Source organism: Pseudomonas sp. ICBG1301 (assembly GCF_016918385.1).
In the GTDB taxonomy this organism is placed as follows: Bacteria; Pseudomonadota; Gammaproteobacteria; order Pseudomonadales; family Pseudomonadaceae; genus Aquipseudomonas; species Aquipseudomonas palleroniana.
Genome location: NZ_JAEKGB010000003.1, coordinates 310,915 through 332,291 on the forward strand (window position 1 = coordinate 310,915; position 21,377 = coordinate 332,291).

The window sequence follows — 21,377 nt, forward strand, 5'->3', positions numbered from 1 at the left end:
CAGTGAGGTGAGGAGCGGGTCGGGCGGCTACGGTGCTCGGCAGGCTTCGTCGCTCACATCAGGAGCTTGGCGCGATGAGAGGTCTTTACCCCAAAGTCGTCGAGCGTCTGGAATTCCACGGTTGTTGCGTGGCCCGGTGCTGACTTGAGACTGGGCACTTCAAAGCGGTTGCGAGCGCCAGGGGCCACCATGTTCTCGGCGCCGGATGTCGAGGCCTTGCGTGCATGACGCAGGTTTGACTCCAGCACTTCAATCTCCTCGAACGTCACGTGATAAGGGGTGGGGTTGTAGACTTCCAGAACCTGGCCATGCTCGGTGGATTCGCGCCGCCATTGCAGTTTGCCCGGCGCAGCGTCGACGCCATAAGGCAGGTTCGGCGGGCGGAAAAACAGCTTGATCCGCGACCGGAAGGCGAGCTGCAGCTGGTTGCCCTGCTGGGCGTCCCGCGTTTGTGCGGGTACTTCCAGCAGGTTGAACCAGAACAGGCTTTCCTGTTTCGCCGACAAGCTTTCGCCGGTGTAGGCCAGGCGCAGAACCTGTTGCTTTCCGGGTTCCATGCGGAAGATCGGCGGCGTGGCGATAAAGGGGATGCCGGCAAGATCCGGCGTGGAGTGTTCGTCGCCGCTGTCCAGCCAGGCCTGAATCAACACCGGTGCCTGGTTTTTGCTTTCAAGCCTGACCGTCACCTCTTTGTCGTTCTGCGGGTAGATAATCCGCGTGTTGTTGATGACAACGCTGGCGTGCGCGAGGGCGGTGCCCAGCAGTGCGAATGCCAATACCATGAGCTGCAAGAGCCGCTGTGAAATAGAGGTTAGGTTCATGGGGTGAGTCATCGGGTAGTTGAAGGGGCAAGGTTTGCCGAGTGACGTACTCGGGCACCGAAGTCGCTGACGGTGGTGAACTCGACCTTGGAGGCGCCACGGGGACGCTCATGCAGTTGCGGCAGCGCAAACAGTTTCACGTCTCCGGCCGGCAGCAGCAGGCCATCGTTGGCTGCCTGGTTCGGCGCTTTGCTGAAGCGTTTACCCTCGCTGAGCAAGTCAACGGTGGTCAGGGAAATATGGTACGGCGTCGGGTTGGTCGCTTGCAGCGCATAGCCCTGGTCCCGGGCTACCAGCTTCCACTGCAGTTTTGCCGGGGCACTGCCCACCGGATAGGGTAATGATTGGGGGCGCAGGAACACGCGCAGGCGAGTACGGAAGGCCAGTTCGATCTGGTTGTTTTGTTCGGCACCGGCGTTCACCGGGGGCACTTCCAGCACGTTCAGCCAGTACAGGCTTTCGCGGTCGGTGGGCGGTGTTTCGCCGGAGTAGCGCAGGCGCAATGCCTGCTGTTGATGAGGCTCAATGCGGAAGATCGGTGGTGACAGGGTAAACGGTGTTTGTGCCGTCGCCGGTGTCGAGCGCAGATCGCCCGTGTCCAGCCAGGTTTGCACCAGCGCCGGACGATCGCCTTTGTTCTCCAGGCGCACGACGACCTCCTGCTGTTCGGCGGGGAAGATCACGCGAGTGCCATAAATAATCACCCCTGCATGGGCGGGAGTCGCTTGGAGCGATAACCATCCAACAGCACAGGTGGCCAGCGCGAGGCGAGCCATTGTTTTCATAGTGTCCAACGTCTCTTCGAATCCAGGGAGGGACCTGCAGGGGCGCTGCAAGTCCGTTACCTACTTGGCCTGCCGGCTCCTTAATCGGCGTAAACGACCATAAAGCCGACGCGCGTCTTGACCGTACCTTCGGTGGCCGGGGCGGTGGCGTACATTTGCGCGGCCAGCGGGATGACGGCCTGGTTATCCGCGATGACGACGCCCTCCGATTTTTCGGTGTAAACGTTAATGGGCGTGCCATTACGGTTGGTCACTTCAACCTGTACGTTCTTGGCGTTGGCGGAGTCTTCAGGGTTGTCGTAGCCATCGATGTTCAAGCGCCCGGTCGCCACGTCAATGGCCGGGCTGGTGGGGTCGAACGCAACCATGGCGGTGCGGCCGTTGGTGCAACTGCCTTCGCCGGGGGCGCCAATACGGATGGTGAAGCCGGTCAGGTTGGCGCGATCACCCGGTCGCGCCAGGCGTGCAGCGGAAACACCCCCCAGGTTCACGTCCTTGACCACGGCACCGGTACCCGGCGCCGCGCCTTCGATGGTGCACGTCGTGTCGTTCACCAGTCCGGTGAAATTGATGGTGCCGTCATTGGCGGCGTAGGCGGTTTGCGATACGGCGGCAGCCAATGCAAGGGCAGTTGCAGCGGAAGAGAGAGCGTTGAATTTCATAGTATTTCCAAGCATGAATTATCTGGGATTTGCCTCGCACACTTGGGCTTTGTTTAAAAACGCTCCAAGTTGGCGAGGCCTACAAATAATCGGCCGGAAGCGTCGATGCTGCCTATAGAGAAGTAACGATATTGGCCTCGTGATTGTTCGAAATTTTGTATTTAGAATCCAAATAGTTGCATTGACGGTAACTTGTAAGATTGCGCTGTAAGTTGGAAATGTAAGAGAAATCCTTATTATTGTTATTGATTGAACCTGCGGTGCGGCTGGGATATACCGTAATCATAATGACCGGCGAGTTTTTGTAATGAGCAGTACTCACAAGATCGGGTTTTTCGATGCCTACATCAACTTCCAGTACGTACACCATCATGTTGCTTGATGATCATGAGATGGTTAGGCAGGGGATCGAGCTGGGCCTGAGCAAGGAAGTCGACCTTGAGGTCATCGGTTCCTTCGGCACAGGCAAGGAATTATTGGAGGCGCTTGCCCGGCTGCCTGCTGATGTGGTGGTGATGGATTTTATCCTGGGGCCTTCAGACATCGATGGCCTCAGCCTGATCCAGACCCTGAGCCGACGTTTCAAGCAGTGCAAACCCATCGTCTTGTCATCCCACTACACACCGGCAACGGTGTTAATGACGTTGAAGGCCGGAAGTTGGGGAGTATTGGGCAAAACCCAGAAGTTGACGGAGTTGATTGCAGCGATTCGAACAGTCGCCCAAGGGCGAATTTACCTGCAGCCCTGTATGTTGCCGGAACAGCAAGGCGCCCAACTTATCCTTGAGGGGGGCGATATACCATCAACGCTGGGCGGGGGCGGTTCGCTCCCGACTAACGCCAGCCTCACACCCAAAGAACAGGAGGTGCTGCGTTGCTTTCTCGATGGCATGTCGGTGAGTTCAATTGCGGCAAAGTTTTCGCGCAGCGCCAGTACTATCAGTACGCAAAAACAATCGGCCTATCGGAAATTGGGCATCAAGACCGATAGCGAACTTTTCAAGTTCACTCAACAGTTTGGCAAGCCAGGATAGGCCGTGGCTGCCCAGCCTTAACCCGGGTTGTCCAGATAGCGCAGAGCGAACTGTTCCGTCGCCTGGCGGGCCGGTGCCAACAAGTGTGGCGCCACCAGCATCATGATCTGGTAGACCACCACCTGCACTTCACCTTCGCGATCGAGAACTCGCTGGTAATCCAGGGAAAACAACAGGGTCAGGGTGATTTGTTCCACCAACTGGCCCAGCGCCTGGGTACTGCTGACCAACTGTCCCGCCGCTTTCAACCGTGCCAGCAGTGAAGCCAGGGTGCGCTTGAGTGCCGTAAGCAGGCTGCGAATGCCCTTGGCCAGTTTCGGCAGGCGCCCGGCGAGGTTCGACAGGTCCTGGAACAGAAAGCGGTAGTGCGCCATGCGCTCGACGATCAGGTGCAGGAACAACCAGTAATCTTCGGCCTCCAGTTGCGCATTCGCGGGTGGGTCGAGCAGCGGCGCCAGCTCACACTGAAAGCGCTCGAACAGCCCGAGCACCAGCGGCTCCTTGCCGTGGAAGTGGTAGTAGAGGTTGCCGGGGCTGATCCCCATTTCATTGGCCACCTCCATGGTCGACACGTTGGGCTCGCCCTTGCGGTTGAACAATTGCAGGGCACATTCAAGGATACGGTCGCGGGTCTTCATCCAGTCTTCTTAATGAGTTCGTAGAGCTCAGCGCACCCGCACATAAGTGCCCGGCGCCGCTTCCATCGGTGGGTAGTTCTGGTTGCCCAGGGCCGTGAGGGTTTCGCGTTGCACGCCCGAACGCTGCGTAATCCACTCCAGCCATTGCGGCCACCAACTGCCTTCGACGTGGTTGGCGTCGTAATACCAGGCGCGTGGGTCGCTGCTCAGCTTGGCGTTCTCGACGTAGTTGGCCTTGGGGTTGCCCGGCGGGTTGAGGATGCTCTGGATATGCCCGCTGTTGGACAGCACGAAGCGTCGCTCGCCGCCCAGCAATTGAGTCGAGCGATACACCGCGTCCCAGGGGGTGATGTGGTCGTTGATCCCGGCCACGCTGAAGCTGTCCACCGTGACCTTCTGTAAATCGATCGGCGTGCCACATACTTCCAGGCCGCCGGGGTGGCTCAACGGGTTGTGCTTGAAGAAATCCAGCAGGTCGCCGTGCAGCGCGGCAGGCAGGCGCGTGTTGTCGTTGTTCCAGTACAGGATGTCGAAGGCCGGTGGTTCCTTGCCCAGCAGGTAGTTGTTGATCCAGTAGTTCCAGATCAGATCGTTGGGGCGCATCCAGGCGAACACCTTGGCCATGTCACGACCGTCCAGCACGCCCTGTTGATAGGAGTGGCGTTTGGCGGCCTCCAGGGTTTGCTCATCGACAAACAGGGTAGCGGGGCTATCGATCTGGCTGTCGAGCAGGCTGACCAGGTAAGTGGCGCTGGAGATGCGCCGTAGCTGGCGCTTGGCCTGCAAGTGGCCTTGCAGGGCGGCAATGGTCAGGCCGCCGGCGCAGGCACCCATCAGGTTGACCTCTCGGGCCCCGGTGATTGCCCGGCACACATTGAGTGCTTCCTCCAGGGCCGCCACGTAGGTCGACAGGCCCCATTCGCGATGGCGCACATCCGGGTTGCGCCAGCTGATCATGAACGTCTGCAAACCGTTCTTCAGGGCGTACTGCACAAAGCTGTTGCCGGGGCTCAAGTCGAAGATGTAGTACTTGTTGATTTGCGGCGGCACGATCAACAGCGGCCTGGCGTACTGTTTTTCGCTCAAGGGCTTGTACTGGATCAGTTCCAGCAGCTCGTTGCGAAACACCACCGAGCCCGGCGTAGTGGCCACCGTCTTGCCCACTTCGAAGGCGTGCTTGCTCACCTGGCGCGGCAGGCCATTGTTGTGCAGCAGGTCTTCGAACAGGTTGCTCACACCGCGCACCACACTGTTGCCTCCGGAGTTCAGCAGTTCCTTGACGGCCAGTGGGTTGAGCAGGGTGTTGGAGGGTGAAACGGCGTCATTGATCAAGGAAAAGGCAAAGTGCGCGCGGGCGCGGTCATCGGCACTCAGGTGGCTGTCATCGATCCAGTGGCGCGTCTGCTGTTGCCAGCTCAGGTAGGCTTGCAGGCTGCGCCGGTAGAGCGGGTTGAGCTTCCAGGTGGGGTCGATGAAGCGGCTGTCGTTGGGGTTGGGCTCGTGCACGGTTTCGCCCAGCAGCACGCGCCCCAACTGGCCACCCAATGCCAGGGCATGACGGGCGGTATGCAGCGGGTTGCGCAAGCTGTGGGCCGCCACGCTGCGCAAGGTCGACAGCAGGTCTCGTCCCCTGAGACCGGTGATCGCATTTTGCGCGTTAATGAACGCAGCGGGGGTGGGCGCCGGGTTCGACACGGGTCTTTCTCGCATGAGCCAACACTCCTTGGTCAAGTCATCAAGCAGGCACGCCAATTCAGAACCATAGTCGGTTCCTGGGAAGTTGCGCGGCGGTGTGGTCCTTACACCGCGGGGCGCGGGTGAATCACCGCGCGCAGGCGCTCCTCCTCGAGAAACTTCATGATGATGGGCGCCACGGCTTCGGCCCGAGTGATCAGGAACAGGTGGCCGTCATCGATGATGTGCAACTGTGCGTTGGGGATGCGCCAGGCCAGCAGGCGCATATTGACCAGCGGGATCAGCGGGTCGTCGTCCCCCGCCAGTACCAGGGTCGGTTGGCGGATCTTGTGCAGCCAATGGATGCTGGTCCAACCCAGGCCGGCGAACAGCTGCCAGTAGTAACCCAGTTTGCCGGCCGAGCGCACTTTGCTGGCATGTTCGGCGGCGAGTTTGGCGTCGCGACGGAATGAACCGCCATAAATCATTGGCGCGATGCGTACTACGTGGGATGGCTGGATGTAACGGCGCGGGCTGGCCATCAGCCACAACACTTTTGGCTTACCCGGTACCATGACCGCACCCGCCGCCGTGGCCGCCAGGATCAGTTTCTTGCAGCGCTCCGGGTAGTCGTAGGCAAATTGCTGCGCCAGCGCCCCACCCCAGGACACACCCACCACATTGACCTGGCCATAGTCGAGGTAATCGAGCATTCGTGCGGTGAGCTTGGCCAGGCCGGGAAAGCGATAGGGCACGCTGGGCGTCGAAGACCCTCCCACTCCAGGCACGTCGAAGGCGATCACTTCCAGGTCCGGGTCCAGCGCCTGGGCGAACGGAAACACCAGCTCGAGGTTGGCGCCGATGCCATTGAAGATCAGCAGCGGCGTCAAGTGAGGCTTGCCCGGGCGTACCGCCGTGCGGATGGTCTGGCCGTCCAGGTCGATGGTACGGAAGATGAACGGTTGCGGCATGCTCAAGCCCTGTGAAGTGGTGTCTCTGGAGTGCAGCCAATGTGGGGGGCAAGCGCCCTCCCACATTTGATCTCATTTCAATCTAGCGTTCATGTACGTAGGTGCCCGGCGCCGCTTCCGCCGCGGAGTAGGTTTTATTTCCGAGCGCTGTAGGAGCCTTCTTCAGTTTGCCTGCCCGGTCTGCCAGCCAACCCTGCCAATGCAGCCACCAGGAGTCGGTGTGCTTGGTGGCATTCTCCTGCCAGTCCTGAGCCTTGCCGGTCAGGCTGTCACTGGTCTGGTAGCGCGCCTTGGGGTTGCCCGGCGGGTTGAGGATGCTCTGGATATGCCCGCTGCTGGACAGTACAAATTCGACCTTGCCACCAAACAGCTGCGCCGACTTGTAGCACGACTGCCACGGTGTGATGTGGTCGTTGGTGCCGGCCAGTGCGTAGATATCCGCGGTGACCTGCTTGAGGTCAATCGGCGTGCCGCACACTTCCAGTGCGTTGGCGCGCACCAGTGGGTTGTTCTTGAACAGTTCGATCAAGTCGCCGTGGAACGCGGCGGGCAAGCGCGTGGTGTCGTTGTTCCAGAACAGGATGTCGAACACGGGAGGCTCGTTGCCCAGCAGGTAGTTGTTGACCCAGTAATTCCAGATCAGGTCATTGGGGCGCATCCAGGCGAACACCTTGGCCATGTCGCGGCCTTCCAGCACGCCGGCCTGGTAGGAGTGGCGCTTGGCCGCTTCCAGGGTCTGTTCGTCGACGAACAGCGCCACCTGGGTGTCCAGGGCGGTGTCCAGCACGCTCACCAACAGGGTCAGGGCGTTGACCTTCTTCTCCCCCAGCGCCGCGTAATGGCCGAGCAGGGCCGTGCAGGTGATGCCGCCGGAGCAGGCGCCCAGCATGTTGACGTCCTTGCTGCCGGTGATCGCCGTGACCACATCCACCGCTTCCTTGAGCGCCTCGATGTAGGTGGACAGGCCCCATTCGCGCTGGGCCTTGGTCGGATTGCGCCAACTGACGATGAACGTCTGCTGGCCATTGCGCAGGCAAAAGCGCGCCAGGCTCTTATCCGGGCTCAAGTCGAAGACATAGAATTTGTTGATCTGCGGCGGCACCACCAACAGAGGGCGCTCGTGCACTTGCTCGGTGATCGGCTTGTACTGGATCAGCTCCAGCACATCGTTGCGAAACACCACCGCGCCTTCACTGGTGCCCAGGGTCTTGCCCACTTCGAAAGCGCCCATGTTGACCTGGCTCGGCATGCCGCCGTTGTGCACCAGGTCTTTGGCGAGATGGGAAAGCCCGTCGAGCAGGCTTTTGCCGCCGGTTTCAAAGAAGCGTTTGACCGCCGCCGGGTTGGCCGCGCTGTTGGTGGGGGCCATGGCTTCGGTCATCAGGTTGATCACGAAGTGGCCGCGGCTGATGTCCTGTTCGGACAGGTTGCTGTCGCCGATCCAGTCGTGCAGTTCCTTGCGCCACGCCAGGTAGGTTTGCAGGTAGCGTTTATAGAGTGGGTTCTGGCTCCAGGCCGGGTCGTTGAAGCGACGGTCGTCGCTCTCGGGCGCCAGTTGGGATTTGCCGAACATCACGTTTTTCAATTCAACGCCGAAATGGGCGACGTGTTTGACGCTGTGCAACGGTTGCTTGATGGCTTGGGTCAACACCATCTTCGCCGAGGCCAATAAATCCTTTTTGCGTAACGCGATGATCGGGTTCAGCCCCAAGGTGTTTTCCGAGGCCTGGCGTTTCAAGTCATCGTTGTTCTTGTTACTCATCTACGACGCTCCATTGTCCGAAAGACGAGTACCGGGTACCGCTGTGCACCAGGTTTCGATACACAACACAAGCCAGGTACGCGACTCGGGTGACCGTTGATACCGCATCGTCAAATGCAGGGAACTTGCCAGTTCCATTGGTTACCCGAGTTTAATTTTTTTCGCAAGCGGGCCAATCGTTGGCCACGAGACAGGGCATTCAAGCAGATGGAATTAGAAAATGCTCTCTAAAGAGCCGCAGGCCTGAGCTAGAGCATCAGCCGCACGACCGACTCACTCGGGTCGCGGGTTTTCCCGGCGGCTTTGAGTTCCGCCAGATAATCGGCCCACAGGGCTTCCTGGCGTACAGCCAGTTGGTAGAGGTAGTCCCAAGTGAACAATCCGCTGTCATGGCCGTCATCGAAGGTCAATTTCAGTGCGTACTGCCCGGCCGGCTCTACCTTGATCAGGCGCACGTTGAGTTTGCCGAATTGCAGGATGGGTTTGCCGTGGCCCTGGACCTCTGCGGAAGGCGAGTGAGTACGCAGCAGTTCGGCGGGCAACTGATAGACCTCATCGGGCCCGTAGGTGAGGCCGAGGGTGTTGGAGGTTTTGTGCAGGTTTACAGCAGTCGGGAATTTGGACATGGAAGATGATCCTGAATGAACCGGCCTCAAAATGTGGGAGGGGGCTTGCTCCCGATAGCGGTGCCTCAGTCAGTTTATCTGATACTGATACACCGCTATCGGGAGCAAGCCCCCTCCCACAATAAAGCAAAGCAGTCCTGAGCTGGGTCTACAGGATGTAGCGCGACAAGTCTTCGTTCTGCGCCAGTTCGCCCAAGTGGCTGTTGACGTAGTCGGCGTCGATCTTGATCAGCTCGCCGTTCTGCGCACCGGCCAGGTCACCCGCACTGAAGGACACTTCTTCCAGCAAACGCTCCAGCAGCGTATGCAGGCGGCGCGCACCGATGTTCTCGGTCTTCTCGTTGACCTGCCAGGCGATTTCGGCCAGGCGCTTGATGCCGTCCGGCTGGAACTCGATCCCCAGGCCCTCGGTTTTCAGCAACTCACGGTACTGCTCGGTGAGCGAGGCATGCGGCTCGCTGAGAATGCGTTCGAAGTCGCCCGGCGTCAGTGCCTTGAGTTCCACGCGAATCGGCAGGCGGCCTTGCAGTTCCGGCACCAGGTCGCTGGGCTTGCTCAGGTGGAAAGCACCGGAAGCGATAAACAGGATGTGGTCGGTCTTGACCATCCCCAGCTTGGTGTTCACGGTGCAGCCTTCGATCAGCGGCAGCAGGTCGCGCTGTACACCTTCGCGGGATACATCGACACCGCCGGCGTTACCGCGCTTGGCCACCTTGTCGATCTCATCGATAAACACGATACCGTGCTGCTCGACGGCTTCCAGGGCCTTGGCCTTGAGTTCTTCCTCGTTCACCAGGCGACCGGCTTCTTCGTCGCGCACCAGTTTCAGTGCTTCCTTCACCTTGAGCTTGCGGCTTTTCTTCTTGCCCTTGCCCATATTGGCGAACAGGTTCTGCAACTGGCTGGTCATTTCTTCCATGCCAGGCGGGGCCGAGATGTCGACGCCGGAGATTTCGGCGACTTCGATCTCGATTTCCTTGTCGTCCAGTTGGCCTTCACGCAGGCGCTTGCGAAACAGCTGGCGCGTGTTGGAGTCCGAGGCCGGTGCGGCGTCTTCGTTGAAACCCATGCGTGCCGGCGGCAGCAGCGCGTCGAGGATGCGCTCTTCGGCGGCGTCTTCGGCACGATGGCTGACCTTGCTCATCTCCTGCTCGCGCAGCAGCTTCAAGGCCGCGTCGGCCAGGTCACGAATGATCGACTCGACGTCGCGGCCTACATAGCCCACTTCGGTGAACTTGGTGGCTTCGACCTTGATGAAGGGAGCGTTGGCCAACTTGGCCAGGCGACGGGCGATCTCGGTTTTACCGACGCCGGTCGGGCCGATCATCAGGATGTTCTTCGGCGTTACTTCAACGCGCAGTTCTTCGGGCAGTTGCATCCGGCGCCAGCGGTTACGCAGCGCAATGGCAACGGCACGCTTGGCATCGTCCTGGCCGATGATATGGCGGTTAAGTTCATGGACGATTTCGCGGGGAGTCATGGACATAGTTTTTGGCGGCCTCAAGCGCAAGTAAGCCTGCGGCTTACTCGGCGAGGTCCTGCTCCTCAATGGTCTGGTTGTGGTTGGTGAACACGCAGATATCGCCGGCGATACCCAGGGCGGTTTCGACGATTTCCCGGGCCGACAGGTCGGTTTTCTTCAACAGTGCGCTGGCTGCCGCCTGGGCGTAGCCGCCACCGGAACCCATGGCGATCAGGCCATGTTCTGGCTCAACCACGTCGCCGTTACCGGTGATGATCAGGGACGCGTCTTTGTTAGCAACGGCCAGCATGGCTTCCAGGCGGCTGAGGGAGCGGTCGGTGCGCCATTCTTTGGCGAGTTCGACGGCGGCGCGAACGAGATGGCCCTGGTGTTTTTCCAGCTGGCCTTCGAAGCGCTCGAAGAGGGTGAAGGCATCGGCGGTAGCGCCGGCAAAGCCTGCGAGAACCTGGCCGTGGTACAGGCGGCGCACCTTCTTCGCGTTGCCTTTCATCACGGTATTACCCAGGGAAACCTGGCCGTCGCCGCCCATGACGACTTTGCCGTGGCGACGTACTGAAACGATGGTGGTCAAGGGGAGAGTCTCCACGCAGCGGGGCGAAAATGCCCTGATGGAAACTCATATGGGGGTGACGAGGAGGATTTCAACCGTAGGGGGGTGTGGCGGACGAGTGGTGTTTATTGGTCTGACACACACTCGAGAACACCGCAAAAGCAAATGTGGGAGGGGGCTTGCTCCCGATGGCAATGGATCAGCCAGCTCATCTGGTACTGATACACCGCTATCGGGAGTAAGCCCCCTCCCACATTTTTGATCAGCGGCTCTGGCGTTGTTGTAACAACAGGTTACTAAACCCGGCGCCAGCCAATTGCTTCTGTGCCACGGTCAGTTGCTCACGGTTACTGAACGGGCCTACCAGCACGCGATACCAGGTCGCATCCTTCACCGTGCCGGACTCTACCGTCACCGCCTGGCCCAACAGAATGATCTGTGCACGCACGCGATCGGCATCCGCCTGTTTCGGGAACGAGCCCGCCTGCAGGAAGAACTTGGTCACCGGCGCGGCCTTGGTGGTGGCGACCGGTGGCGGCGGTGGCGGGGTGATGCCGGCCAGCGCGGCCTGGGCGCGTGCGGTGTCGATCTTCGCCGCTTCCGCCGGCGTTACCGGGGTGGTCGGCACTTGTGGCGTCGGCAGGGTTTTCTCCGGCACGGCGTCGGGCGGCACGATCACTTCCGATTCCGGCAGCAGCGTGTAGAAGTCGTACTTTGGCTTCACCGGTGCGGTCGGGCTCGGCGCCGTCTTGTTGGCTTCGGCTATTTTCGTGGCCTTCTGCTGCTCTTGCTTGACGCGTTTGACGTCATCGCCTTTGCCCGGCTCCAGCTTCATCAGGATCACGACAAACGCACCGACCGCCAGGCCGATGGCCATCCACAGCCAACCCGGAATAGGTTTCTTCGCCGGAGCCTGGTAGCGGCTGGCGCCGCGCTTGGGGGCGGGTTTTTTCTTGGCAGCCAACTTACATACGCTCCAGAGTTTCCAGGCCCAAGAGTTCCAGGCCTTGCTTGAGGGTCCGTCCAGCCAGTGCGGCGAGGCGCAGGCGGCTTTGCTTTTGAGCTTCGTCCTCGGCGCTCAGGATCGGGCAATTCTCGTAGAAGCTGGAGAACAGGCCGGCCACTTCGTACAGGTAAGTGCAGAGGATGTGGGGCGTGCCTTTTTCACCAACGCTGTTGAGCACTTCACCGAATTGCGCGAGCTTGGCCGCCAGCTCTTGTTCCTGCGGCGCGGCGAGCACGATCCGGCCTTCGACTTCGCTGAAGTCCTTGCCCAGCTTGCGGAATACGCCGGCTACGCGAGTGTAGGCATACAACAGGTAAGGGGCGGTGTTGCCTTCGAAGTTGAGCATCAGGTCGAAGTTGAAGCTGTAGTCGCTGGTGCGGTGCTTGGACAGGTCGGCGTACTTCACCGCGCCAATGCCCACCACGCGGGCGATGTTGCGCAGGTCGGCTTCGGCCAGTTCCGGGTTCTTTTCTTTCACCAGGTTGTAGGCACGCTCCTGGGCTTCGGTCAGCAGGTCAATCAGCTTCACGGTGCCGCCGTCGCGGGTCTTGAACGGGCGGCCATCGGCGCCGTTCATGGTGCCGAAGCCCATGTGTTCCATTTCCATCGGGTGCGTCACGAACCCGGCCTTGCGCGCCACCGCGAAGACCTGCTGGAAGTGCAGGGCCTGGCGCTGGTCGACGAAGTACAGCGCACGGTCAGCCTTGAGCTTGCCGCTGCGGTAGCGTACGGCAGCCAGGTCGGTGGTGGCGTAGAGGTAGCCGCCATCGGCCTTGACGATGATCACCGGCAGCGGCTCGCCTTCGGCGTTTTTGAATTCGTCGAGGAACACGCATTGGGCACCGTTGCTTTCGACCAGCATGCCTGCGGCCTTCAAGTCGTTGACCACGTTGATCAGGTCATCGTTGTAGGCGCTTTCGCCCATCACGTCGGCCATCGTCAACTTGACGTTGAGCAGTTCGTAGATCTTCTGGCAGTGGGACAGCGAGATGTCCTTGAACCGGGTCCACAGTGCCAGGCACTCGGCGTCGCCGGCTTGCAGCTTGACTACCAGGCCGCGGGCGCGGTCGGCGAACTCTTCGGATTCGTCGAAGCGCTTCTTGGCGGCGCGGTAAAAGTTTTCCAGGTCCGACAGTTCGTCGCTGGTGATCGGGTTTTCCTGCAGGTAGGCCATCAGCATGCCGAACTGGGTGCCCCAGTCGCCGACGTGGTTCTGGCGAATCACTTCATCACCGAGAAACTCCAGGACCCGGGCTACGCCGTCGCCGATGATGGTCGAGCGCAGGTGGCCGACATGCATCTCTTTGGCCAGGTTGGGGGCCGACAGATCGACCACGGTGCGCTGCGCCGGGCCGGCCTTGCGTGCGCCCACGTGAGCATCGGCCAGTGCCGCGTCGAGACGATAGGCCAGGGCCTGGGTGTTCTGGAAGAAGTTGATGAAGCCAGGGCCTGCGATTTCGGCCTTGGTGACACTCTCGTCGGCAGGCAGCGCGGCGATGATCTTTTCTGCCAGGTCGCGTGGTTTCATGCCCGCAGGCTTGGACAGCATCATCGCGATGTTGCTGGCGAAGTCGCCGTGGGTCTTGTCGCGGGTGTTCTCCACCTGGATCGCCGGCGTCAAGCCTTCAGGCAACACACCTTCGTCGACGAGTTGGGTGAGGGCTTGTTGGATCAGCTGGCGAATGGTGTCTTTCATGGTGTTCTCTTTCGACCGCAAGCGGCGGCGCGCGAAGCGCAGGTGGAAAAACTGGGCATTATCCGTGGCGAGGGCGGGCTTGCCAACCTTCGAAGGTCCTTCACGGACGATTAACCTGTGGCAGGGGCTTCAATACAAATCTACCGGGTCCACATCCAACGACCATCGCACTTGCCGGCCACTGGGCATTTGCTCCAGGGCAAGCAACCAGCTACTTAATAGCCGATGCAGGGGCGCGCGGGACGTCGCCTGCAAGAGTAGCTGGGCGCGATAGCGCCCGGCGCGGCGTTCCATGGGGGCTGGCACCGGGCCGAGCAATTCGATGCCGGTCAGACCCAGCTCGCCCAATAAACGTTCGGCGAGGCTGCACGCCTCATCGAGAAAACCTTCGGCCTGGCCCGGCTTGTGTGCTTCAGCCCGCAGCAAGGCCAGGTGGGCGAACGGCGGCAGGCCGGCGGCGCGGCGTTCGCTGAGCGCCTGTTCGGCGAAGGCAAAGTAACCTTCTTCCGTCAGCTGGATCAGCAGTGGATGGTCGGCCAAGTGGGTCTGGATAATCACCTTGCCTGGCTCTTCGGCGCGCCCGGCCCGGCCTGCGACTTGTACGATCAACTGCGCCATGCGCTCACTGGCGCGGAAGTCGCCGGAGAACAGCCCGCCATCGGCATCCAGGATCGACACCAGCGTCACCCGTGGAAAGTGATGCCCCTTGGCGAGCATCTGAGTGCCGATCAGGATGCACGGCTGGCCCTTCTGGATGGTGGCGAACAGCTGGTTCATGGCGTCTTTACGCGAGGTGCTGTCGCGGTCGACCCGCAGCACCGGGTAATCCGGGAACAGAATCCCCAGGCGTTCCTCGGCGCGCTCGGTGCCGGCGCCCACCGGGCGCAGGTCCACCTTGCCGCACTGGGGGCAGTGACGCGGCACCCGTTCCACGTGGCCGCAGTGGTGACAGCGCAGCTCGCCGTAGCGCTGGTGCACTGTCATGCGTGCATCGCAGCGCTCGCACTCGGACATCCAGCCGCAATCGTGGCACAGCAGGGTCGGCGCAAAGCCCCGCCGGTTGAGAAATACCAGAACTTGCTGGCCGGCGGCGAGTGTCTGGCCGATGGCTTGTTGCATCGGCCCGGAAATGCCGCTGTCCAGCGGCCGGCTTTTTACGTCCAGGCGCAGGAAGCGCGGTTGTTTGGCGCCACCGGCGCGCTCGTTGAGGCGCAGCAGGCCATAACGGCCGGTGTAAGCGTTGTGCAGGCTCTCCAGTGAGGGCGTGGCGGAACCCAGCACGATAGGAATGTCTTCCTGGCGTGCTCGCACCAGCGCGAGGTCGCGGGCGTGATAGCGCAAGCCTTCCTGCTGTTTATAGGAACCGTCATGCTCCTCGTCGATGATGATCAACCCGGGGTTTTTCATCGGCGTGAACAGCGCCGAGCGGGTGCCGATAATGATGTCGGCCTCGCCGTCGCGCGCAGCCAGCCAGGACTCCAGGCGCTCACGGTCATTGACTGCCGAGTGCACCAGGGCGATACGGGCGTTGAAGCGCTGTTCGAAACGCGCCAGGGTTTGCGGGCCGAGGTTGATCTCGGGGATCAACACCAGGGCCTGTTTGCCGGCTTGCAGGGTTTCGCGGATCAACTGCAAATAGACTTCGGTCTTGCCGCTGCCGGTGACGCCGGCCAGCAGGAATGCGTGGAAACTGTCGAAGCCTGCACGAATGGCTTCATAAGCCGCCCGTTGTTCAGTGTTCAGCGGCAGTTCGGGCTGGGCCAGCCAGTGCTCATGGCGTGGGTCGGGGGCGTGCTTGCGGATTTCCACTTGCACCAGGCCCTTGGCCAGCAGCAGGTCGAGGCTGTCTTTGCTGAGCATCAGCTTGCTCAGTAACGGATGCGCCACCCCATGGGGATGCTGGGCCAGCGTGGCCAGGGCCTCACGCTGACGCGGCGCGCGGGCGATGCGCGGGTCGTCGAGGCGTGCGCCGGGGACTATCGACCAGAAGCGTTCCTGGCGAGCCTCCGCCAGTTCGCCTTGGCGCAGCAACACCGGCAGCGCCCAGCTCAAGGTATCGCCGAGGCTGTGTTGGTAGTACTGGGCGGTCCACAGGCACAGCTTGAACAGCGCGGGCGGCAGTGGGGCAGTGGCGTCGAGGATGGCCAGCGCCGGCTTGAGCTTTTCGGCGGGGACTTCACTGTGGTCGGCGATTTCCACCAGGATCCCGATCATTTCCCGCCGCCCGAACGGTACGCGCACGCGCATGCCTGGCTGCAACTGCGCACGTGAGACGCCGGCCGGGGCCCGGTAGTCGAACAGGCGGCGCAGGGGCGAGGGCAGGGCTAGGCGCAAAATGGCGTCGGGCACGCGGGGAGTCTCATATAAAGGCAGGCGGTGGCGCAGGTGCGGGAGCCTAGCAGACAGGCGAGGGCTTGGGGTAGCCGATGGTTTTCTGATGAAAGGGCGGCTTGCGCCACCGGCACCGCTTGCGCGATTAAAAAGGTCTGGTACAATCCGCGGCCTAATTACGTGCGGTATTCGACAATAGTGTCGAGTGGCGGCACGCTAGCCCGAGGAAGTGCCATGAAAGCCGATATCCATCCAGCGTACGAAACCATCGAAGTTACCTGCAGCTGCGGCAACAAGTTCGAAACCCGTTCGAACCTGTGCAAGCCACTGGGTACTGACGTATGCAACGAGTGCCACCCGTTCTACACCGGTAAGCAGAAGACTCTGGACACCGGCGGCCGTGTACAGCGCTTCGCAGATCGCTTTGGTGCTTTCGGTGCCAAAAAGGCCTAAGGCCGATCAACTTGGGAAGCCGTTACGGTTTTTCCATGCTGATGAAAAAGGCGTCCCTTGTGGGCGCCTTTTTTGTGCCCGGGATTTGGCTTTCGGCCGCGCAGGCCGAGGCCCACTGCCCGGCGCCGACGTCGCTGGCCCAAGTCGAAGTGCAGCGCGTGGTGGATGGCGATACGGTGCACCTCAAGGATGGTCGCCGTGTACGCATGATCGGCCTCAATACGCCGGAGACCGGCAAGCGAGGCCGCACCGACGAACCTCTTGCCGTCGCCGCGCGCCAGCGCTTGCAGGCATTGGTGACGGCCAGTGGCGGGCGAGTCGGTCTGGTGGCGGGGCGCGATAGCAAAGACCGTTATGGGCGGGCCCTGGCTCACCTCTATGGTGCCGACGGTGAGAACCTGGAGGCGCAGTTACTGGCCGAGGGGCTTGGGTTTCAAGTCGGTGTGGCGCCCAACACCGATCTGGTCGCTTGCCAGCAAGCCGCCGAAGACGCCGCCCGACGGGCGCGGCTGGGCCTATGGCGGCAATCACCCGTGCAATCGGTAACGCAACTCAGGCGATCCGGCTTTGCCCTGGTCAGCGGCCGGGTGAGCAAGATTGAGCGCAATCGCGGCGGAATCTGGATTGAATTACAGGGCGCACTGGTATTACGCATTGCACCTGATCAAGCCCATCAGTTCGATAGTGCCCTGCTCAATGGTCTGCAAGGCCGGAGCATCGAGGCGCGGGGTTGGGTGCAGGATCGCTCCAGGCGCGGTGCAGTGAAAGGCAGCCAGGCGCGCTGGCTTCTACCCTTGACTGACCCCAGCATGTTCAAATTGGCATCTTGAGAAAAAATTGTAGACATTTTTAATGTCGATTGTGAACAGTTAAGCCCTTGTATCCCGTGGCTCTTGGCCGAAAGTCGTAGCGTACGGCCCTTGACACCTGTGACTGCCCAGTCTTGTAGGGGCTTTACGACACGAGTATCCTCGGCGGTCCGTCGACCAACAGTAAAAGCGGAATGCCGATATGTCTGATTTGAAAACTGCCGCTCTCGAATATCATGCCCATCCTCGTCCAGGAAAGCTGAGTGTAGAGCTCACCAAAGCCACTGCCACCGCCCGCGACCTTTCGCTGGCCTACAGCCCAGGTGTTGCCGAGCCCGTACGTGAAATCGCCCGCGATCCCGAACTGGCGTACAAGTACACCGGCAAAGGCAACCTGGTTGCAGTGATTTCCGATGGCACCGCGATTCTTGGCCTGGGTAACCTCGGCCCATTGGCTTCCAAGCCAGTCATGGAAGGTAAGGGCGTGCTGTTCAAGCGCTTCGCCGGCATCGACGTTTTCGACATCGAAGTCGATTCCGAAAGCCCACAGGCTTTCATCGACACCGTTAAGCGCATTTCCATCACGTTCGGTGGCATCAACCTGGAAGACATCAAGGCACCTGAGTGCTTTGAGATCGAAAAGGCCCTGATCGAGCAATGTGACATCCCGGTATTCCACGATGACCAGCACGGCACCGCGATCGTTACCGCGGCCGGCATGATCAACGCCCTGGAAATCGCCGGCAAGACCCTGGCTGATGCCAAGATCGTTTGCCTGGGCGCCGGCGCTGCGGCCATCTCCTGCATGAAGTTGCTGGTGAGCATGGGCGCCAAGCTGGAAAACATCTTCATGGTCGACAGCAAGGGCGTGGTTCAGTCCGAGCGTACCGACCTGAACCAGTACAAGGCGATGTTTGCCCACGCTACCGACAAACGTACCCTGGCTGACGCCCTGAACGGTGCAGACGTGTTCGTTGGCCTGTCCGGCCCGAACCTGCTGAGCGCCGAAGGCCTGAAGTCCATGGCGGCCAACCCGATCGTGTTCGCCTGCTCCAACCCGGACCCGGAAATCTCCCCGGAACTGGCGCACGCCACCCGTGACGACGTGATCATGGCTACCGGTCGTTCGGACTACCCGAACCAGGTCAACAACGTACTGGGCTTCCCGTTCATCTTCCGTGGTGCCCTGGACGTTCGCGCCAAGCGCATCAACGAAGAGATGAAAGTGGCTGCTGCCAACGCCCTGCGTGAACTGGCCAAGCTGCCGGTACCTCAGGAAGTGTGTGACGCCTACGGCGGCATCAAGTTGGAATTCGGCCGTGAGTACATCATTCCCAAGCCAATGGATAAGCGCCTGATCACCCTGATCTCCGATGCCGTGGCCAAGGCCGCCATCGAGACTGGCGTGGCAACCCTGCCGTATCCGAAGCACTACCCGCTCAAAAGCGTGGATGATGTGTTCAACGGCTAAGCCGTTGTAGCGCACCAACAAAAAGCCCCGGCTCTCGCGAGTCGGGGCTTTTTTGTGGCTCAAAGGTGGAGGTGTAAGTCGCCGTTTGTAGGAGCGAGCTTGCTCGCTCCTACAAAGTCTTCATGCTCAGCCCCTCATGGGTCAGAACAGATCGATCGGCGCGCCTTCATCCGCCGGCAGTGGGCTGCCTGGGGCGACGCCATTACCCAGCTCGTTGACCGACGGCGGCGTGTCTTCGCTCTTGAACAGTTCGAAGTACGCATTCGGCGTGCTAGGCGAGGCCGCACGGCCGCTGATCGGATCGATCCGCAGGCTGAGGATGCCTTCCGGTTCGGCTTGAGTGTGCAACGGCTTGTCCTTCAAGGCGGCGCCCATGTAGCTCATCCAGATCGGCAGCGCCACGGTACCGCCGAACTCACGGCGGCCCAGGCTTTCCGGCTGGTCATAGCCCGTCCACACGGTGGTCACGTAATCAGCGTTGTAGCCTGAGAACCAGGCGTCCTTGGATTCGTTGGTGGTACCGGTCTTGCCCGCAAGATCCGCACGGCCCAAGGCCAGTGCACGACGGCCGGTGCCCTTCTTGATCACGTCCTCAAGGATGCTGTTGAGGATGTAGGTGGTGCGGCCATCCACCACGCGCGGCGCAACGGCAGGTGCCTGAGGTTCGGCCGGTGCCGCAGTGCTGGCGACGGGCGCAGCACCTGGGGTTGGCTCGATGGTGATACCGCCATTGCCGGGGGCCGCGATGCCGTCCGGGGCGGCCACGCCATTGACGACATCACCCGGCACGCGTGGTGGGTTGGCAGTGAAAAGGGTGTCGCCATTGCGGCTTTCGACCTTGTCGATCAGGTACGGCGTGATCTTGTAGCCACCGTTGGCAAAGGTGCTCCAGCCGGTAGCGATCTCCATTGGCGTGAGCGTGGCGGTGCCCAGGGCCAGGGACAGGTTAGGTGGCAGGTCCGATTTGTTGAAGCCAAAGCGCGTGATGTAGTCGATCGTCTTGCCGACGCCCATTGCCTGCAGCAGGCGGATCGACACCAGGTTACGCGACTTGTACAACGCCTCGCGCACGCGGATCGGGCCGAGGAAGGTATTGGTGTCGTTCTTCGGGCGCCAGACCTTGTCCAGGTACTCGTCGACGAACACGATCGGTGCATCGTTGACCAGGCTGGCGGCGGTGTAGCCGTTGTCCAGCGCGGCGCTGTAGATAAATGGCTTGAAGCTCGAACCTGGCTGGCGCTTGGCCTGAGTGGCACGGTTGTAGTTGCTCTGCTCGAAGGCAAAGCCGCCGACCAGGGCGCGGATTGCACCGTTCTGCGGGTCCAGGGACACCAGCGCGCCTTGCGCCACCGGCACCTGGCTGAACTTGAGGCTGTCATCCTTCTGGCGTTGCACGCGGATCAAGTCACCCACCTGAGCCACGTCCGACGGTTGCTTGGGCATCGGGCCCATGCTGTTGGTGTTCAGGAACGGGCGCGCCCACTTCATGCTGTCCCACGCCACATGTGCTTCGCCGGTGCGCGTCAGGACTTGCACGCCATCTTTCTTCACCTGAGTGACGATGGCCGGCTCCAGGCCGCTGATCGTGCGTTGCTTGCCCAATTCTGCGGTCCAGGCGCTCAGGGTCTTGCCGGGCAGGCGCGACTCGGGGCCACGGTAGCCGTGACGTTGATCGTAGGTGATCAGGCCCTCATGTACCGACTGGTTGGCGATTTCCTGCAGGTTGCTCGGCACGGTCGTGGTGACGCGGAAACCTTCGGTATACGCGTCGCTGCCATAACGGCCGACCATTTCGGCACGGGCCATTTCGGCGATGTACGGAGCGTTCACTTCCGGCGTCGGCACGTGGTAACTGGCGTTCAGCGGCTCGGCCACGGCACTTTCGTAAGCGGCCTGGTCGATCTTGCCCAGCTTGTACATGCGGCCCAGGATCCAGTCGCGACGCTCTTTGCTGCGCGCCGGGTTGGCCAGCGGGTTGAAGCGCGACGGGGCCTTCGGCAGGCCGGCAATCATGGCCATCTGCGCCAGGCTGGCGTCACGAATCGACTTGCCGTAGTAGACCTGGGAAGCCGCCTCGATCCCGTAGGCACGGTTGCCCAGGTAGATCTTGTTGACGTACAGCTCGAGGATCTCGTCCTTGGTCAACTGACGTTCGATTTGCAGGGCCAGCAGGATCTCGGTGGCCTTGCGCGAAAAACTGCGCTCGCTGGTAAGGAAGAAGTTCTTCGCCACCTGCATGGTGATGGTGCTGCCACCGGATTGAATGTGTCCGCTTTTGACCAGCTGTGTGGCCGCACGTACCAGGCTGCTGGGGTCGACACCGTAGTGGTTGGCGAAATTATCGTCTTCCGCCGACAGCAGCGCGCTGATGAAATTGGGTGGAATGTCGGCGAAACGGATGGGGGTGCGGCGCATTTCGCCGAACTCCGCGATCAGTTTTTCATCGCTGCTGTAGACCCGCAAAGGAATCTGCAACTGGATACTTCTGAGCGCCTCTACGGAGGGCAAACCCGGACTAAGGTAGAGGTAGGCACCGCTGAGTACGAGCAGCAGCCCGCAGACGATCGCGACAATGGAGTACCCGAAAAACTTCAGCAGACGAATC

At 61.1% G+C, this 21,377-nt stretch carries 18 protein-coding genes; 4 read left to right on the forward strand and 14 right to left on the reverse strand.

Going from position 1 to position 21,377, the window contains the following annotated elements; genetic code table 11:
- Positions 1 to 53: 53 nt before the first annotated feature.
- The 3 genes from JBE38_RS08650 to JBE38_RS08660 all read right to left on the reverse strand — a co-directional run bounded on the left by JBE38_RS08650 (position 54) and on the right by JBE38_RS08660 (position 2,268).
- Positions 54 to 821 (reverse strand): fimbrial biogenesis chaperone, encoded by a 768-nt coding sequence (locus tag JBE38_RS08650; RefSeq protein WP_205344134.1) that lies wholly within the window; start codon positions 819 to 821, stop codon positions 54 to 56.
- An 8-nt stretch (positions 822 to 829) separates the two neighbouring features.
- Positions 830 to 1,606: a fimbrial biogenesis chaperone gene (locus JBE38_RS08655; RefSeq protein ID WP_205344135.1), complete on the reverse strand. Its 777-nt coding sequence runs from the start codon at positions 1,604 to 1,606 to the stop codon at positions 830 to 832.
- An 80-nt stretch (positions 1,607 to 1,686) separates the two neighbouring features.
- Positions 1,687 to 2,268 (reverse strand): fimbrial protein, encoded by a 582-nt coding sequence (locus tag JBE38_RS08660; protein ID WP_090367290.1) that lies wholly within the window; start codon positions 2,266 to 2,268, stop codon positions 1,687 to 1,689.
- Between the two features lie 371 nt (positions 2,269 to 2,639).
- On the opposite strand from JBE38_RS08660, the gene JBE38_RS08665 reads away from it, so the two are divergent.
- Positions 2,640 to 3,302 (forward strand): response regulator transcription factor, encoded by a 663-nt coding sequence (locus tag JBE38_RS08665; RefSeq protein ID WP_205344136.1) that lies wholly within the window; start codon positions 2,640 to 2,642, stop codon positions 3,300 to 3,302.
- Between the two features lie 17 nt (positions 3,303 to 3,319).
- Here the strand turns inward: JBE38_RS08665 and JBE38_RS08670 are convergent, their stop codons facing one another.
- The 10 genes from JBE38_RS08670 to JBE38_RS08715 form a co-directional block, all read right to left on the reverse strand.
- Positions 3,320 to 3,940, reverse strand: coding sequence for a TetR/AcrR family transcriptional regulator (locus JBE38_RS08670; protein WP_060754549.1), 621 nt, complete (start codon positions 3,938 to 3,940; stop codon positions 3,320 to 3,322).
- Positions 3,941 to 3,967: 27 nt separating this feature from the next.
- Positions 3,968 to 5,650: a class II poly(R)-hydroxyalkanoic acid synthase gene (gene phaC, locus JBE38_RS08675; RefSeq protein ID WP_161547716.1), complete on the reverse strand. Its 1,683-nt coding sequence runs from the start codon at positions 5,648 to 5,650 to the stop codon at positions 3,968 to 3,970.
- An 89-nt stretch (positions 5,651 to 5,739) separates the two neighbouring features.
- Positions 5,740 to 6,585: a poly(3-hydroxyalkanoate) depolymerase gene (phaZ, locus tag JBE38_RS08680; RefSeq protein ID WP_060754547.1), complete on the reverse strand. Its 846-nt coding sequence runs from the start codon at positions 6,583 to 6,585 to the stop codon at positions 5,740 to 5,742.
- A gap of 82 nt (positions 6,586 to 6,667) precedes the next feature.
- Positions 6,668 to 8,347 carry a class II poly(R)-hydroxyalkanoic acid synthase gene (gene phaC / locus JBE38_RS08685; protein ID WP_205344137.1) on the reverse strand — a complete coding sequence of 560 codons (1,680 nt, stop codon included), beginning with the start codon at positions 8,345 to 8,347 and terminating at the stop codon, positions 6,668 to 6,670.
- Positions 8,348 to 8,595: 248 nt separating this feature from the next.
- Positions 8,596 to 8,973, reverse strand: a complete 378-nt coding sequence (locus tag JBE38_RS08690; protein WP_053253945.1) for a gamma-butyrobetaine hydroxylase-like domain-containing protein — start codon at positions 8,971 to 8,973, stop codon at positions 8,596 to 8,598.
- Positions 8,974 to 9,121: 148 nt separating this feature from the next.
- Positions 9,122 to 10,459 (reverse strand): ATP-dependent protease ATPase subunit HslU, encoded by a 1,338-nt coding sequence (gene hslU / locus JBE38_RS08695; protein ID WP_090367283.1) that lies wholly within the window; start codon positions 10,457 to 10,459, stop codon positions 9,122 to 9,124.
- 37 nt (positions 10,460 to 10,496) lie between these two features.
- A complete protein-coding gene (hslV, locus tag JBE38_RS08700; RefSeq protein WP_003171209.1) occupies positions 10,497 to 11,027 on the reverse strand; it encodes an ATP-dependent protease subunit HslV in 531 nt (176 codons plus the stop codon).
- A 241-nt stretch (positions 11,028 to 11,268) separates the two neighbouring features.
- Complete coding sequence (locus JBE38_RS08705) at positions 11,269 to 11,970, reverse strand: SPOR domain-containing protein (RefSeq protein ID WP_016972721.1); 702 nt, start codon at positions 11,968 to 11,970, stop codon at positions 11,269 to 11,271.
- A 1-nt stretch (position 11,971) separates the two neighbouring features.
- The gene (argS, locus tag JBE38_RS08710; RefSeq protein WP_205344138.1) at positions 11,972 to 13,708 is read right to left on the reverse strand and encodes an arginine--tRNA ligase; all 1,737 of its coding nucleotides are present in this window, start codon (positions 13,706 to 13,708) and stop codon (positions 11,972 to 11,974) included.
- Positions 13,709 to 13,837: 129 nt separating this feature from the next.
- The gene (locus JBE38_RS08715; RefSeq protein ID WP_060755210.1) at positions 13,838 to 16,057 is read right to left on the reverse strand and encodes a primosomal protein N'; all 2,220 of its coding nucleotides are present in this window, start codon (positions 16,055 to 16,057) and stop codon (positions 13,838 to 13,840) included.
- A 216-nt stretch (positions 16,058 to 16,273) separates the two neighbouring features.
- Between JBE38_RS08715 and rpmE the strand changes: the two genes are divergently transcribed.
- The 3 genes from rpmE (at position 16,274) to JBE38_RS08730 (ending at position 18,772) form a co-directional block, all read left to right on the forward strand.
- Positions 16,274 to 16,492: a 50S ribosomal protein L31 gene (rpmE, locus tag JBE38_RS08720; protein ID WP_010213765.1), complete on the forward strand. Its 219-nt coding sequence runs from the start codon at positions 16,274 to 16,276 to the stop codon at positions 16,490 to 16,492.
- 35 nt (positions 16,493 to 16,527) lie between these two features.
- Positions 16,528 to 17,322, forward strand: coding sequence for a thermonuclease family protein (locus tag JBE38_RS08725; protein ID WP_090367277.1), 795 nt, complete (start codon positions 16,528 to 16,530; stop codon positions 17,320 to 17,322).
- 181 nt (positions 17,323 to 17,503) lie between these two features.
- The gene (locus JBE38_RS08730) at positions 17,504 to 18,772 is read left to right on the forward strand and encodes a malic enzyme-like NAD(P)-binding protein (RefSeq protein WP_205344139.1); all 1,269 of its coding nucleotides are present in this window, start codon (positions 17,504 to 17,506) and stop codon (positions 18,770 to 18,772) included.
- 141 nt (positions 18,773 to 18,913) lie between these two features.
- On the opposite strand, the gene JBE38_RS08735 is transcribed toward JBE38_RS08730, so the two are convergent.
- Positions 18,914 to 21,376 carry a penicillin-binding protein 1A gene (locus JBE38_RS08735; RefSeq protein WP_411985341.1) on the reverse strand — a complete coding sequence of 821 codons (2,463 nt, stop codon included), beginning with the start codon at positions 21,374 to 21,376 and terminating at the stop codon, positions 18,914 to 18,916.
- Position 21,377 lies beyond the last annotated feature (1 nt).